The 15,306-nt window shown below is 68.5% G+C and carries 7 protein-coding genes; 6 read left to right on the top strand and 1 reads right to left on the bottom strand.

Going from position 1 to position 15,306, the window contains the following annotated elements; genetic code table 11:
* The first annotated feature begins 1,052 nt into the window (after window positions 1-1,052).
* The 5 genes from AB0O91_RS30315 (at window position 1,053) to AB0O91_RS30295 (ending at window position 3,758) form a co-directional block, all read left to right on the top strand.
* Window positions 1,053-1,517 carry a hypothetical protein gene (locus AB0O91_RS30315; RefSeq protein ID WP_363439707.1) on the top strand — a complete coding sequence of 155 codons (465 nt, stop codon included), beginning with the start codon at window positions 1,053-1,055 and terminating at the stop codon, window positions 1,515-1,517.
* A 126-nt stretch (window positions 1,518-1,643) separates the two neighbouring features.
* Window positions 1,644-2,063 carry a head decoration protein gene (locus AB0O91_RS30310; protein ID WP_363439704.1) on the top strand — a complete coding sequence of 140 codons (420 nt, stop codon included), beginning with the start codon at window positions 1,644-1,646 and terminating at the stop codon, window positions 2,061-2,063.
* A gap of 14 nt (window positions 2,064-2,077) precedes the next feature.
* Entirely contained in the window at window positions 2,078-3,127 is a 1,050-nt protein-coding gene (locus AB0O91_RS30305) for a major capsid protein (RefSeq protein ID WP_363439701.1), read from the top strand.
* The gene (locus tag AB0O91_RS30300; RefSeq protein ID WP_363439698.1) at window positions 3,127-3,354 is read left to right on the top strand and encodes a hypothetical protein; all 228 of its coding nucleotides are present in this window, start codon (window positions 3,127-3,129) and stop codon (window positions 3,352-3,354) included. Before AB0O91_RS30305 ends, AB0O91_RS30300 begins: the two co-directional genes overlap by 1 nt.
* 74 nt (window positions 3,355-3,428) lie before the next feature.
* Entirely contained in the window at window positions 3,429-3,758 is a 330-nt protein-coding gene (locus tag AB0O91_RS30295; protein ID WP_363439695.1) for a hypothetical protein, read from the top strand.
* A 179-nt stretch (window positions 3,759-3,937) separates the two neighbouring features.
* Here the strand turns inward: AB0O91_RS30295 and AB0O91_RS30290 are convergent, their stop codons facing one another.
* The gene (locus AB0O91_RS30290) at window positions 3,938-7,453 is read right to left on the bottom strand and encodes a ricin-type beta-trefoil lectin domain protein (protein ID WP_363439692.1); all 3,516 of its coding nucleotides are present in this window, start codon (window positions 7,451-7,453) and stop codon (window positions 3,938-3,940) included.
* A gap of 454 nt (window positions 7,454-7,907) precedes the next feature.
* Between AB0O91_RS30290 and AB0O91_RS30285 the strand changes: the two genes are divergently transcribed.
* Window positions 7,908-15,179, top strand: coding sequence for a polymorphic toxin-type HINT domain-containing protein (locus tag AB0O91_RS30285; RefSeq protein ID WP_363439689.1), 7,272 nt, complete (start codon window positions 7,908-7,910; stop codon window positions 15,177-15,179).
* Window positions 15,180-15,306: the final 127 nt, after the last annotated feature.

The following is a 15,306-nucleotide window of genomic DNA, read 5'->3' as shown; positions in this document are numbered from 1 at the left end:
CCGGCCCGGATGACTGTGTCTCCTCCCGATGCTGTCAGCGTGCTGTCCCCGCCGTTCCCGCCGGCAGCGCCGTTGGCTCCCATGGCCCCATTGCCACCGTGAACACCCGAGCCGGTAGCCCCAAGGCCTCCCGTGCCGCCATCGGCGCCAAGCCCGCGGGCTCCTGGGGAGCCGACGGTGAGCGTCAGCGTGCTGCCGGGGGTAACAGCCATCGTGCACCGTGTGTGGGCGCCGCCGCCGCCCCCTCCGCCGCTGCTCCCGCTTCCCCCACCCCCGCCGCCGCCTCCCGTCCTACTGCCTACAGCTCCGCCACCGCCGCCACCACCTTGGCCTCCGGCGCCCGCGCCGCCGCCGCCGGCGCCCCACAGGTCGGCAACAAGCCTCGTGGTACCGGCCGGAACGGTGATGGTGTAGGTGCCAGTCGAGTAGCTATCGACTGTTGCGGCGGCTGCGCTGTGAGCTGTGAACAGCGAAGCACTGACGGTGGAGGCCAGTACGGCCAGGGCCGCTGCCAATCGTCCAAGTCGTTCAGGGGCCTGGGCTGCCGGGCTGGCACAGTTATGCCGTGAGCGGTCAGCGTTCATGGTTTTCACCTCTGTGAGATAGGTCGAGGGTTCATGCAATCCGAGCGGGAGTCATGGAGTCCGTAGGCCGGAGGCTGAAACAGGGTGGTTGAGTCGATCGCAGTGCGCGTCCAACATCACATGGGCGTCACACAAGGGCTACGGCGGCTGCTGCATTCGGAGTGGCACCCTGCCACTGCGCCAAACAGCAATGCTCCTGGAACAGTTGGGCGTGGGAACGCCCACGAGTGATCGACTTGAGCTCTAACGCTGGATGGTGGCCTACACTGATCATCAGCGCGGGGGCGCTGCTCCGGAGGTTCACCGTGACCGCCCCCCCTGCCCTCTCAGCCCGAGGGCGACCCGACCAGCCAGCCGCCGGCCCCGGCCGCGCCGGACTCCGGCAGCACGCTGATCACCCAGGACACCCTGACCCGTCTCCTCGCCCGCGAGAAGAGTCAAGGCGAGCGCGGCGCCGTCAAGCGGCTCGTGGCCGACCTGGGCTTCGCGGACAGCGCGGCCCTCTCCGCGTGGGTCGAGGCGCAGCGCGCCGCCGAGCAGGCCTCGCTGTCCGAGGTCGAGCGCCGCGAGCAGGCCGCCGAGCAGCGCGAGCGAGCAGCGGCCGAGCGTGAGGCGGAGGCGTTCACCCGCCTGCGGGCCGCAGCCCGGCAGACCGCGCTCGCCCGGCTGGGCGCCCACGGCGACGACCTCGCCGACGCCGAGCGGCTCCTCGACGCTCCCGACGACGCCGACGAGCAGGCCGTCGCGGCGGCCGCCGCCTCCCTCAAGGAACGCCGCCCCGAGCTGTTCGGCACCACCGCGCCCGCCACGCCGCCGCCCGCGCCGGGCGGCTCCCCGGCCGGCGGCCCGCCGCCGCGCGGCCAGGCCCCCGCCGCACCCGGCTCGGCCGGCCTGGACATGGCCCGCCGCCGCGGCTTCCTGCCCACCAGCTGACAGCCACCTGACCCTGCAGCAACCCGGGACCCGCGGGGACCACGCCCCCTCTTGCCCGTGGACAGCGCCACCGCGCGGTGAGTGCCCGAAGCCCGCCGCCCGCCCGACCCCCGAGGAGGGGCCGCCTTGACCGTTCAGCCGATCTCCACGTCGGCGTCGTACACCGCCGACCGCAGCTGGCTCGGCTCGCTGCACGGCATCGACTCCACCGAGACCGTCACCCTCGACATCACCCGGTTCACCGCCGGCACGCACTACCTGGCGTCCACCGACCCCATCCAGCCGTACAGCCGCGTCCTGTCCGGCGTCCCCGTCGCCCGGATCACCGCCTCCGGCCTCTACGGCCCCTACGACCCGGCCGCCACCGACGGCCGCCAGCAGCTGGCCGGCCTGGTCTTCGCCGACGCCGTGTTCGCGCCTGGGCAGACCAAGGTCGCCGCCGCGATGCTGTGGCACGGCGTCGTGCGCGCCGCGAAGGTCCCCGGCGGCATCGACCCTACCAAGATCCTTCCGAGCAGCACCGGCCCGCTGATCCGCTTCGTCTGAAAGGAGGTTGACCTGTGACCATCCAGGACCTGCTGACCGGTGTCAGCACCACCGACCTGACCGCGTTCGCCCGATCGATCCCCACCCCGGCCGACTTCCTGCTCACCCAGAACATCCTGCCCACCGTCGTCGCCCACGACGTGAAGTGGCGCATCCGCCAGACCGGCCGCTACGTCAACACCGCCAAGTTCCGCGCCTACGACAGCTCGGTGCCGTTCGCCGAGCGTCAGGCCTGGCAGAACACCCGCGAGGGCATGCTCCCCGCCCTGGGCCAGAAGCTGATCGTTGGAGAACAGGAGCAGCTGCTCCTGGAGCAGTCCCGCGGCGCCAACCAGGACCGCCTGATCGAGCTGCTCTACGACGACGTCGAGCGACACGTCGAGGCCATCCGTAGCCGACTGGAACTCGCCGCCGGCGACGTCCTCCTCGACGGCCGCTTCACCCTCGCCAACGAGAACGGCCTCACCACCGAGATCGACTTCGGCGTGCCCAGCGCCAACATGCCCACCGCGCCCAAGCCCTGGTCCGACCCGGCCTCCGACCCGATCACCGACGAGCTCGGCTGGATCCAGTACCTCGACGACTTGGGCCTGCCCGAGCCGGAGATGGTCCTCACCTCCCGCCGCGCCCTGTCCTACCTCGGCAAGAACGCGGCGTACCGGGCCGCCTACTACGGCTCCGTCAACCCCTCGACCACGCCGACCGCCACGCTCACCCCGCAGCAGGTCAACGTCGTACGCGGCAACTACAACCTGCCGCCCGTCACCATCTACAAGGCCCAGGTGCGCGTCGACGGCACCCCGACCCGGGTCCTGCCGGACGACCGGTGGATCCTCCTGCCCCCGGACCGCCAGAAGTGGGCCGAGACCATGTACGGGACGACCGCCGAATCCCTGATCCTGTCCCGCGGCACCAACCCCGAGATCGACAAGACCGACGCCCCCGGCATCATCATCACCCGAGGCGCCCAGGACGACCCGCCCCAGCTCTGGACCAAGGGCGCCGCCGTCGGCATGCCGATCATCCACACCCCGGACGCCCACATCGTCGCGAAGGTCCTGTGATGCCGATGCCGCGCCGGCTCGCCACCGCCATCCACATCGACCACCCCACCACCGGGGAACGGCTCCTCCTCCAGCCCGGCGACGAACCCGACCTCGAGGTCGCCGAACTCATCACCCACCCCGACGCCTGGGAACCCGACGACGCCGAGCAGTACGACGACGAAGACGACGGCCCCGAGGACGAGCCCGCTCCCCGTCGCCGAACCAAGGCCACCATCACCGAGTAACCCCGGCCGGCACGGCCAAGGCCCGGCACCAACACCCAGGTGCCGGGCCTCACCACACCCCGAAGGACAAACCGATGGACGAAGCAGCCAAGGCCTGGCTCCTCGCACAGCTCGGCCCCGCCACCGACCCCGCCGACCTCCACGCCCGCTACCAGCGCCTCCACACCGCCCGCGCCGTCGCCCTGGAAGTCCTCGCCGAACGCCGCGCCCGCCTCCTCACCGACCCGCTACGCCTCGTGGTCGACGGCGTGGTGACCATGGACAACACCGCCAACCTGACCGGCATCGAACGGCAACTCGCCCAGCTCCAGGACATCCTGGGGCCGGACGAAGTCGGACCCGGCGACGACGGACTTCCCCACCTCGTCACCGGCTACCTGCGCCCTGCCCGCCGCATCCGGTAGCCGAACCACCACGTGCCGGCATGTGTAGGTGGCCACCTCCTGGAGTTCAGCCCGGGAGGTGGCCACAGTGAGCGAGTGCTTGCATCGTCAGAGCCGTGTGACTGGCGCCACGGGGCCCGCCTGATGAGGGAGTTGGCCGACGCTTGCTACCCCGGCCGCAGACTCGTCCTCGCTCGTGTTCAGCTGCGCACCAAGGAGGTCCACTTCTGGGCGGGGCTGTTGTTGCAGTCGTACAGCTCGAGTCGGGCGCTGTTGGTCACGGTGCCGCCGGGGAGGTCGATGCAGCGGCCGGATGCGGGGTTGTAGAGGCTGCCGTCGGGCCGGGGGGTGAAGGTCTGCTGCGGTGCGCCGTTGCCGCAGTCCCAGATCTGCAGGAGGGTGCCGTTGGCGGTGCCGCGGTCGGTGGCGTCGAGGCAGTGGCCGAGGACGCGGAGGCTGCCGTCGGGTGCGAAGGTCCACTTCTGGGCGTTGCTGCCGTTGCAGTCGTACAGCTGAGCGGCGGTGCCGTTGGCGTTGGCACCGCCGGCGATGTCCATGCACTTGCCGGTCTGGGCGGTGTAGGTGACGGGGCTGTTCTCGGCGTAGACGCTCAGGGCGTTGACCCAGCCGTTGGTCCAGGTGAAGTAGGGGTCGGTGGTGGTGGAGTGGCCCGTGAAGGTCTGGATGACGCCGCCCGGAGTCAGGGCCCAGAGGGTGGGCGAGCCGATGCCGGTGAGGTCTCCGTCGGAGCCGATGACGGGCCAGTTGGTGCTGGTGACGCCGTAGCCGATCTTGGTGTCGGTGGCGATGGCGGTGAGGGTGGGGTAGTTGGTGTGGCGCCCGAAGGGGCCGTTGACGGTGATGGTGCCGGTGGTGAAGGTGTAGCCGCGTAGGTCTCCGTTGCTCTGGTTGCGGGCCCAGAGGCCGGGGTGGCCCTGGCCTGCCCAGTCGCCGGGGGAGATGAGGTCCCAGCCCTTCCAGCCGGTGGCGGCGAGCCTGGTGGGTGAGCCGAAGAGGGCGTCGCCGATGGTGGGGTAGAACCAGAGGGCTCCGGTGCCGTCGGGGCTGGTCTCGATGGTGAACAGGCCGGTGCGGTTGAGGAACTTCTTGCCGGTGTCGAGCTTGGTGGTGCTGGGGTCGCCGCTGGCGGCGATCTGCAGGGTGGTGGACCAGTCGGTGGCGTTGTAGCCGGTGCAGTCGGTCAGCTTCGGATCGCAGGCGGGCTTGGTCAGAAGGCTGTTGGCGTCGAAGACACCGGTGACGCCGGTATTGCCGGGGTTCTGGTAGTACCAGAGGTTCTGGTCGCCGTCCTTGTGGACGATGAGGTCGTCGACGTTGTTGCCACCGCGCAGGCTGCCGCGGTGGGTGGTGCGGTAGTTGGCCCAGGAGTCGCCGCCCGGGGACTTGGCCTTCGGTGCAGCCAGAGGGGCCCTCCCACCGGTGGCGGGGATGCTGTAGGCGCGCAGGTCGCCGCCCGGGTCGGCGGTGACGATGTCGGGCAGGGCGTCGCCGGTGACGTCGCCGAAGGTCGGCGCGGGGCTGTTGGGGTTCCACGGGGCGTAGAAGGCGTACTGGGCGACCGGGGAGAGGTTGCCGGCGTTGTCCTCGGCCTGGAGGTAGAGGACGTTGGTGCCCCAGCGTCCGGGGGTCACCTGGATCTGGCCGGTGGGCATGGCGCTGCCGCACTGCCAGGTGGAGTCGACGAGTTGCGGGTCGAAGCTCCAGCGCAGGCAGGCGACACCGGAGGTGTAGCCACCGCTGGGGTTGGGGTCGGTGGCGGTGAAGGGGATGCCGCCGCTCTGGCCGGCGTAGAGCTGGGGGGTCTGGCCGTTGCCGCTGGGCGGGAACTGCTTGCCGGTGTCGGTGACCGTGGTGGGGAAGGTGACGGTCGGCGGGGTGAGGTCGACCTTGAAGTAGCAGGCCGGGGTGGACCCTGACGACGGCATGTTCCGCACGGTGTCGTTGGCCACCATGCCGAAGCCGTAGGCGTGGCCGTCCTGGATGACGTTGGCCGGGACCTGGAAGCTGGTGACACCGCCGTTGCCGACAGGAGCGGTCATGCCCGACGCGACGTCGGGGACACCGGGGACGTTGTAGTCCCAGATGTGGTCCCAGGTCGCGACCTGCGCCTGGACGGGACTGGAGACGGTGGCGTTGAGCCAGACGGCGTTGTTCTGGGCGGATCCGGCACCGAGCCAGGCCCAGTGGTCTCCGTTGCTGTCACCGCAGGCCTGGTTGGTCGCCGCGGGGCTGACCGTCGTCGGGGCGGGCCACACCGAGGGGTTGGTGGGGACGTTGGGGACGCGGTCGTACATCACGGACAGCGTCGGCTGGTAGGTGAACCGCTTGAAGGCGTACTGGTTGCTCTCGTCGCCGTAGAGGCCGAAGGTCAGCTGCCCGTAGTTGACGTACTGCCTCATCGCGCCGCCGATGTCGAAGCTGAACGACACGTTGTCGTGGCACGATTGCTGTCCGGAGCCACCCACCATGGCCGTGTCGCCGAGCTGACCACCCTGCTGCCCGGGCTGGTTGGACCAGGTGGTGCCGTTGCCGATCGGCCCGTTGGTGACGTAGAGGTTGAGCGGGTACTTGGTGGTGCAGGAGAAGTCGGCGGAGACGTACTCCTGCATGGTCATCGTCGCGGAGTCGATGACCGCACCGCCGAGCGCGCTGATGTCGAACTGGTAGAAGCTGCGCTCGATGTCGGCGGGGATGCAGCTGCCGCCGTTGGGGTAGGTGCCGCACTTGCCGACGCCCGGGTGGTCGGCGTCCTTGGGGCCCTGGCGCATCCAGTTGTTGGAACCGTCGTGGGCGGACTGGACCCAGGTCCAGGAGTTGCCCGTCAGGGTCCAGGGCAGGTAGTCGGGGTCGATGTAGTACGGGGCGGTGCCGTGGGCCAGGAGGTCCTGGTCGGGGGTGAGGTCGATTCCGTTGTTGTCGGCCTTGACCGGCATGGTGGCGACCTTGGAGGCCGTTCCGGGGCCGGTGTCGGAGCCGGCGGTCGGGGCCTGGCCCGCATCGGTCGGTGCGGGAGCGGGCGCGTCTGCCGCGGCTGCTCGGAAGGTCAGGGCGGTCTTCGTCACGGGCGGAGGATTGTTCGCGGCAGGTGCGGCGGGTGCGGTGCTGCTGTCCCACATCTGTGGGGTGCGGGAGACCCAGCGGGGCTTGCCGTCGTCGCCGACGACGGTGACGTTGCCGTGATCGTCGTTCTTGACGGTGACGCCGTCGAGGGTGGTCCCGAAGTGCAGGTTCTTCAGGAGCGGGTTGGCCGCCGCGGCCTGGGTCCTGACGACCAGGACGGTGGTCAGGCCGCCGAGTTTGGTGGCGGTGACCTTGAGGTCGATGTCGGGTGCGACGGACGGGTAGACCGCGCTGTCGCCGGTGACGGTGGGCGCGGGCAGGGCGAACGGCGCGGACAGTGCGAGCTTCTTCCCGTCCGCACTGGTCATGGTCGCCAGCGGTCCGTCCCCGCCCTTGGACAGCGCCACCTGCCCGGCCGCGGACCTCGGCGAGAACGTGCCGTCCGGGTTGGCCGCGAGCGTGGCGTCCAGCCCCTGCCAGAGGCCGCCTCGGCGCGCCCGCTGCTGCTCCAGGTGGCTGGTGAGCGCGAGGTGGCCATCGGGGGTGGCGACGGTCTCGCTGAACTCGGTTGTGAGCGAGTCGATCGGAACGTTCTTTTGCGTGGACTTGGCCTGGGCGATGGCCTGGTCAACCACGTTCGCGGGCGGACGTTCCTGCAGCTTCTGCGCGGTAGCCGCGTTGATGGCGGCCTGCGTGGGTACTGACGGCGTGTCGGCGGCATGGGCTTCGAGCCCTGAAAGACCGGCCGTGAGCGCCAGAAGGGCAGTGGCGGTCAATGCGCTGAGCGGCGCGCCGACGTGGTGGCGCTTTCTGTTCAAAACGGGAAACTCCCCCCAAGGAACACAGATGACCTGCATGGACACAGGCCAGAGGCACCGTAGGGGGAGGTGCTGACATCGGCCAACTCAAATTCGGTGACGAAGTCCCAGGTTGGGTTGAAATGGTCGCTTCGTGGACCTCCGTGAGAAGCCTCACGCGGGGGTGAGGCTTGACTATCCAATGTCAAGTCTCGCTAGCATTCGGCGGTTCGAATGCAGGATGTGCCGCCCGCATTCGCAGGGGGCGTTAATGCTTGGGGGATGTGAAAGCGTGTCATTTATACAACGATCAGGCTCCGAGGGAGTAAAGGACAGGAGGGGGAGACTGCGCGGACGGCTCGCGGCCGTCACGACGGCCGCCGTCATCGGTTCGCTGCTGGCACCCCTGCCGCTTGCCGCGGCGGCGGATGGGCCGGACTACTCGCGGAAGTGGTCGCCGCCCAACACCGCCCTGCCGAAGACGCCTTCGATCGCTGGGCAGAACGCCGCCCCGGTGCCGGTCCCGAAGCCGGAGCACCCGGTGCCGCCGGTCTGGACCCCTCCGAAGGATCCGAAGCCGGTCGCGGGCGGCCACGCCTCGGTGACGCTCGGCACTGCACCCGAGGCCCACCCGCTGAGTGAGGGGGAGAAGCCGCAGGCCGGTTCCGAGGCCAAGGCCACAGGCCTGCCGGTGACGGTCGCACCGCTGGCCGGTTCGTCCGCGGCGGGTCAGACGATCCAGATCGAGGTGGCCGATACCAACACCTCGGCGGCCGCCGGAATCCCCGGCGTTGCGGTCACCCTCACCCGCCCCGGCTCGGGAGACGACGCACCGGTTCGTCTGGGCGTGGACGCCTCGAGCCTGGACGCCGCATTCGGTGCGAACTGGGCGGCCCGGGCGCACCTGGTGGTCCTGCCGGAATGCGCAACGACCACGCCGAAGACCGCCGACTGCCACAAGCAGACTCCGATCGAGTCGCACTACGACCCGGCGACGAAGAAGCTCGTCGCCGACGTCCCGCTGACCGGAACAGGCACCGCGAAGTCTTCGACCGCCCCGGCGACCAAGACCGCCACCGATGCCTCCGGCACGGCTCGGGCGGTGTACGCGGACTCCACCAGCACCTCGACCACGGTCGGTGTGGTGTCCGGGGCGTCGAGCGGGGCCGGAACCTACTCGGCGACCCCGCTCAGTCCCTCCCAGTCCTGGACCGCAGGCGGCTCCTCCGGCGCGTTCACCTACGGGTACCCGGTGCAGATGCCACCGGCGCTGGCCGGATCGGCTCCGAAGGTGGCGCTGTCCTACGACTCCGCGTCCGTGGACGGCCGAACCTCGTCGACAAACGCCCAGGCCTCCTGGATCGGCGACGGCTGGGACCTCGGCGCCGGCTTCATCGAGCGTTCGTACAAGCCCTGCTCGCTGGACGGAATCACCAACTCCGGTGACCAGTGCTGGGGCGGTGCGAACCTGACCATGTCCCTGGGAGGCCACTCCGGGCAGTTGGTCCCTGACGATTCCTCCTGCCAGTCCAATGCACCTGCGGCGATGGAGCAGTCGGCCTGCTCCTGGCGGCTCAAGCACGACGACGGTACCAAGATCCAGTTCCTGACTGGTGCCACCAACGGCACGTGGAACGGCTCCTACATCAAGGTCACCGACACCGGTGGAACGGTGTCCTACTTCGGTCTGAACCACGTGCCGGACGCGAACGGGAACCCGACCGCGCTCGGTGCTGACAGCGGCTCGGCGTGGACCGTCCCGGTCTACTCCCCCAACAGCGGTGACCCCTGCTACGACCCGGCCAAGGGCCAGGGCTCGTGGTGCCAGAGCGCCTGGCGCTGGAACCTCGACTTCGTCGTGGACCCGCACGGCAACCTGACCACCTACACCTACGCGCCCGAGACGAACTACTACTCCCGCGGCGGCGCCCAGAACAACGGCAACGGCACCCCCGCTGCCTACACCCGCGCCGGCGTGCCCGCCACGATCGGCTACGGCCAGCTCCTCTCGGACCAGCTGAACAACAACGGCGCCTACAACCCCGCCGCCAAGATCGTGTTCAACACCTCCGAGCGGTGCCTCACCTCCACCGCGGCCTGCGACCCCTCCCAGCGCACCACTGCCAACGCCGGGAACTGGCCGGACGTCCCGCTGGACCAGCAGTGCGACGCCACCAACCCCTGCTCCGTCTACGGCCCGACGTTCTGGACCACCAAGTGGCTGGCCTCCATCACCACCCAGGTGAAGGTCAACGGCACCTACCAGAGCGTGGACTCCTACGCGCTCAACCACACGTTCATCAACGTGCAGAACGCCACCGAGAACACCCAGGTCCCCTGGCTCGCCTCCATCCAGCGCACCGGCCAGGACACCCAGGCCACCGGCGGCTCCATCACCCTGCCCCCGGTCTCCTTCACCTCACAGCTACTGCCCAACCGCGTGGACGGCACCAACCTGGTCCCCGCCCCGCCGAACTACAACCGGCCCCGCATCCAGCTGATCACCACCGAGACCGGCAGCACCATCGGCGTCAACTACGCCCCCGCCGACTGCTCGCGGCTGAACAACGTCATGCCGGCCACGGCCGACAGCGACACCCGTTCCTGCTACAACGTCAAGTGGAACCCGCCCGGCTCCGTCGCCGGCGCAGCCCCGGTGGACGACTGGTTCCAGAAGTACCCGGTCACCAGCGTCACCGTGAACCCGGGCACCCCGCACTCGATTCCGATGGTGACCAACTACACCTACGGAAAGGCCGCCTGGCACCGCAACGACTCGCCTACGACCCAGGACAAGAACCGCACCTGGGACCAGTTCCGCGGCTATGCCTCCGTCACCGCGGTCTCCGGAAGCGGCAGCGACGGACCACAGTCGAAGAAGTCGACCAGCTTCTACCAGGGCATGGACAGAGATGTTCTCGCGAACGGCACCAGCCGAAGTGTCCAGGCCGCCGGCCCGATGGGTGGCGGGGCCACCGACTCCGACTGGCTCTCGGGTCAGATCCGCGAGAGCGACACCTACACCAGCGCCGACCCGTCCGGAACCGTCACCAGCTACACGGTGAAGTCCTTCAGCGGTGGCCCGATCACTACCGCCACCCACAATCAGGGCACGAACTTCCCCGCGCTCCTCGCCCAGTACGCGACCACCACGACGGCCAGTACGACCAAGTCGCTCAAGACAGACGGGACCTGGCAGGCCAGCACCACCACCACCACGACCGACCCCTCGCACGCCAACCGCGTCACCACCTCACTCAACAGCGCCGACGGTCTCCCGGACATCTGCACCCGCACCGCATACGCGGCCACCAGTGCGAACCCGCAGGTCCAGGAGGTGTCCTCCGAAACGGTGGCGGTCTCCGGCGCCAACGCGTGCACCGCGACCGCTGCGGCGTCCAACACCGTCTCCTGGACCCGGACCCTGTACGACGGACAGGCCTTCGGCCAGCTCGGCGCAGCGCACGATGCGACGAGCACGCTGACCCTCGACCACTTCGACTCGTCCGGGACACCGCAGTTCAGCGCCACCAACGCGACGTACGACAGCTACGGACGCACGACGAGCGCGACCGACCCCAATGCGACCGACAGCGCGCACCCGAACGGTGCGACCGTCACCACCGCCTACACGGCGGCCGCCCCGGGAGAACTGCCCAACAGCGTCACCGTCACCACCCCGGCGCCCGCCGGTGCGAGTGACGCGGCCAACGGCCGGGCTACCACCACCACGTACGACACCGCCCGCGCACTGCCGCTGACCGCCACCGACACCAACGGCCTCACGACCACCGGGGCCTACGACCAACTCGGCCGCGCGACCGCCGTGTGGCTGCCCGGCCGGGACACCAAGGCCAGCGCCAACAGGACCTTCACCTACTCCCTCCCGGGCGTGGTCAACGGCGCCGCTGTGGCTCCGACCGTGACCACCTCGGACCTGCAGGCTAGCGCCGCCTACGCCGTCAAGATCGACATCATGGACGGTAAGGGACGGGCCGTTCAGTCCCAGTCGACACCGGCACTGTCCGCCTACAAGGGCCGGCTGATCACCGACACGGTGTACGACTCCCAGGGCCGCGTCACCAGGTCCAACAACCCCTGGTATAACGACCTTGGGGCGCCGAGCACCACACTGTTCGAGACCGACACCAAGAAGGTCCCGGGCCAGACCTACAACGTCTACGACGGCCTCGGGCGCCCGGTGACCCAGCAGTTCGTGGCCTACGGGGTCACCCAGACCACGACGACCACCGCCTACCCCGGCGTCGACCGGACCGACGTCACACCGCCCGCGGGCGCCACACCTGCCTCGACGGTCACCGACGCGCGCGGCCACAAGACCCAGCTGTGGCAGTACAAGACCGCCACCGCCACCGGCAACCCGGCCGACGCCGACATCACCTCCTACACCTACACGGCCGACGGCCACCTCGCAGCGCAGAAGGACGCGGCGGGCAACACCTGGACCCACGGCTACGACCAGCGCGGCCGGGAGATCACCGGTACTGACCCGGACACCGGGACCAGCACCAAGAGCTACGACACCGCAGGCCAGCTCGCAACCGCCACAGATGCGCGTGGGCAGACCATCGCCTACACCTACGACCTGCTCGGCCGCGTGACGGGCACCTTCTCCGGTACGGTCGCGCCGGCCAACCAGCTGACCGGCTTCACCTACGACACCGTCGTCAAGGGCAAGCCCGCAACCTCGACCCGCTACGTCAACGGCGCCACCGGCATCACCTACACCAGGTCCGTGCTGGCCTACGACACCGCCTACCACCCGACCAACATCACCACCACCATCCCCGGCACCGAAATCGGCCAGGGAACCACCCCCTTCACCTACACCTACCAGGCACAGTACGACCCGGTCACCGGCGCGCTGACCGACGACGACCGCTCGGCCGTCGGCGACATCGCCGAGGAATCGCTCCACTACGCCTACGACTCCTACGGCCCGCTACGTTCCTACGGTGCCGTCGGCGGCGCCACCTACGACCTGTCCTCGGACTGGGACGCCTACGGACGCAACATCCGCTCCACGGTGAACCCCTGGGGCACCCAGATCGTCGTCACCAATACCTACGACGAGTCCACCGGCCGACCGCTGCAGCAGTTCGTCGACAAGCAGACCGCCGCCACCGGCGCCGTCCAGCAGCTCACCTACGCCTACAACCAGGCCGGACAGCTCACCGGGATACGCAACATCCCGGACAACACCCCGTCATCCACCGACCTCCAGTGCTTCGGCTACGACTACCTCGGCCGGCTCACCACCGCCTGGACCGACACCGGCACACTCACCCAAGCCGCCCAGCCCACGGTCGGCGGAATCGGCGCGTGCGCCAACTCCACCCCGACCAGCGGCGCCCAGGCACCGCTGAGGACCACGGTCGGCGGACCTGCCGCGTACTGGCAGAGCTACGGCTACGACCTCACCGGCAACCGCACCCAGCTCGTCCAGCACGACCCGTCCGGTAACACCACCAAGGACACCACCACCAACCAGACCTACCCAGCCGCCGGGACGGTCAACACCCCGACCACCGCTGCCAACACCGGCGGCGGAACCGGCGGACCGCACGCCCTGACCGGCTCCACCACCACGGCGCCGACCGGTACCACCGGCAGCAGCGCCCAGTACGACGCAATGGGCAACACCACCGCCGTCACCGACACCTCCGGCACCGCCACCCTGGCCTGGAACAGCGAGAACAAGCTCGCCTCCTACACCAAGACCGGCACCGCCGGACCCACCACCTACCTCTACGACGCAGGCGGCAACCAGCTCATCCGCCGCGACCCTGGCAAGACCACCATCAACCTCGGCGGCGACGAACTCGTCTACGACACCAACGCCAACACTGTCACCGGCATCCGCTCCTACCAAATCCCCGGCGGCATCACCCTCGTCCGCCAGGGCGGCAACTCCACCTACCAGATCGCCGACCACCACGGCACCGGCACCTTCGCCATCGACGGCACCACCCTCACCGAGACCCGACGCCCCTCCGACCCCTTCGGCAACCCCCGCGGCACCCAGCCCACCACCTGGGCAGGCGACAAGGGCTTCGTCGGCGGCACCAAGGACGACGCCACCGGTCTCACCAACCTCGGCGCCCGCCAATACCAACCCACCACCGGCCGCTTCCTCAGCGTAGACCCCCTTATCGACCTGGCTGATCCCCAGCAGTGGAACCCGTACGCCTACAGCAACAACAACCCCGTCAACCTCAGCGACCCCACCGGACTTGCACCTTGCAGTACCGGAATGGCGACTCAGTGCGGAGGATGCCAAGGGCCCTTCTGTCAGCCTCAGCCCGAATCCGACAACGTCCAGGTCTGCACCCCCGGAGGCTGCTCTGCCGACCTTCCAACTCCCAAACAGGAACAGGGCACGATCTCAGACTCCCTCTGGGGCTTTGGAGAAGGGGTCGCAGAGAATGTGATCTCGGTGCTGGACGTTGGGGCTATGGGGTTTGCCGACCCGATCGTCAAGCCGGTAACCAAAAAGATCCATTCGACAGTAAATAGGCACGCAAACACCAACTCGAAGAGCTTCAAAAATGGCAAGAAGAGTGGTATTGGGTTTGCGGCCGTAGCGACCGGGGGGCTCGGTGGGCCCGGCGAAGCCGCCGAGCTGTCTGAGATCTCTACCGCTTCTCGTGCAGAAATGCTGGAAGCGGAGACCGCTGGCCGTTTTGGGGTCTGCAGTTTTGCCGCCTCGACGCCAGTCCTCATGTCGGACGGGAGCTCTCGCGAGATCAGCGAGATCAAGGCCGGGGAGAAAGTAGAAGCAGCGAATCCACAAACAGGTGAAAGTGGGGGCCAAACTGTTACTGCCACCTGGAGACACAACGACAATGACCTCGTTGATGTCACCATTCAGTCAGGCACCACCAAGTCGATCATCCACACTACCTCCAAGCACCCGTTCTGGGATGTAACCGCTCAAGGCTGGGTGCCCGCAGCTGCCCTCCTGCAGGGTCACTCCCTCAAGACCGATGACGGCCGTGAGGCCACTGTTGCGGCAGTTTTCGAGGTTGTTGGCCAGCAGGCCATGTACAACCTCACCGTAGCCAACCGTCACACGTACTATGTGCTGGCGGGGACCACGCCGGTGCTTGTGCATAATGAGTGCGGACCCGGCGAACTAGATGCAATTGGCGCACGGGGCAGGGCTGAGGAACTCCAGGGTATGCGGAATGACTATCCGAACGCGGATCAGCATGGCACTACCGCAGTGATCGGTGTCTTTAATACCGAGACGAAGACCTGGGTGAACCGGATTGCCATCAACGGTCCGGGAGAGATGCCATCTACCTGGACCCTGCGTCCAGGGGAAGAGTTCGTTCAGGGTCGCGGGCATGCGGAGGAAACTATCCTGAATGGTCTCGGGCCAAATGAGATTGTTGGCTTCGGGGGCACTTCCCGAAATATCTGCTGGGATATCTGCTATGGCCGCCTGGATTCAAAGGGTCTGATGTTCGGTGGCGCCGGATATCGTGGTGGGAATGCGGATAAATCGCCGTTCTCGCTGTTCTGGTCTGAAGGGTGGTAACAATGAGGCGAGTTAGACATGAGAGCGCCGAAGGGTTTGCCTGCGGCGATCGCCTGATCCTCTCGGCTGAGCCGGTTGACGTGCATGTATCTTCCGTGACCGCCACTCGGGTCTTCATTGAGTGGCC

Source organism: Kitasatospora sp. NPDC089797 (assembly GCF_040684795.1).
Classification (GTDB): Bacteria; Actinomycetota; Actinomycetes; order Streptomycetales; family Streptomycetaceae; genus Kitasatospora.
This window is presented reverse-complemented; position numbering and strand designations above follow the sequence as displayed.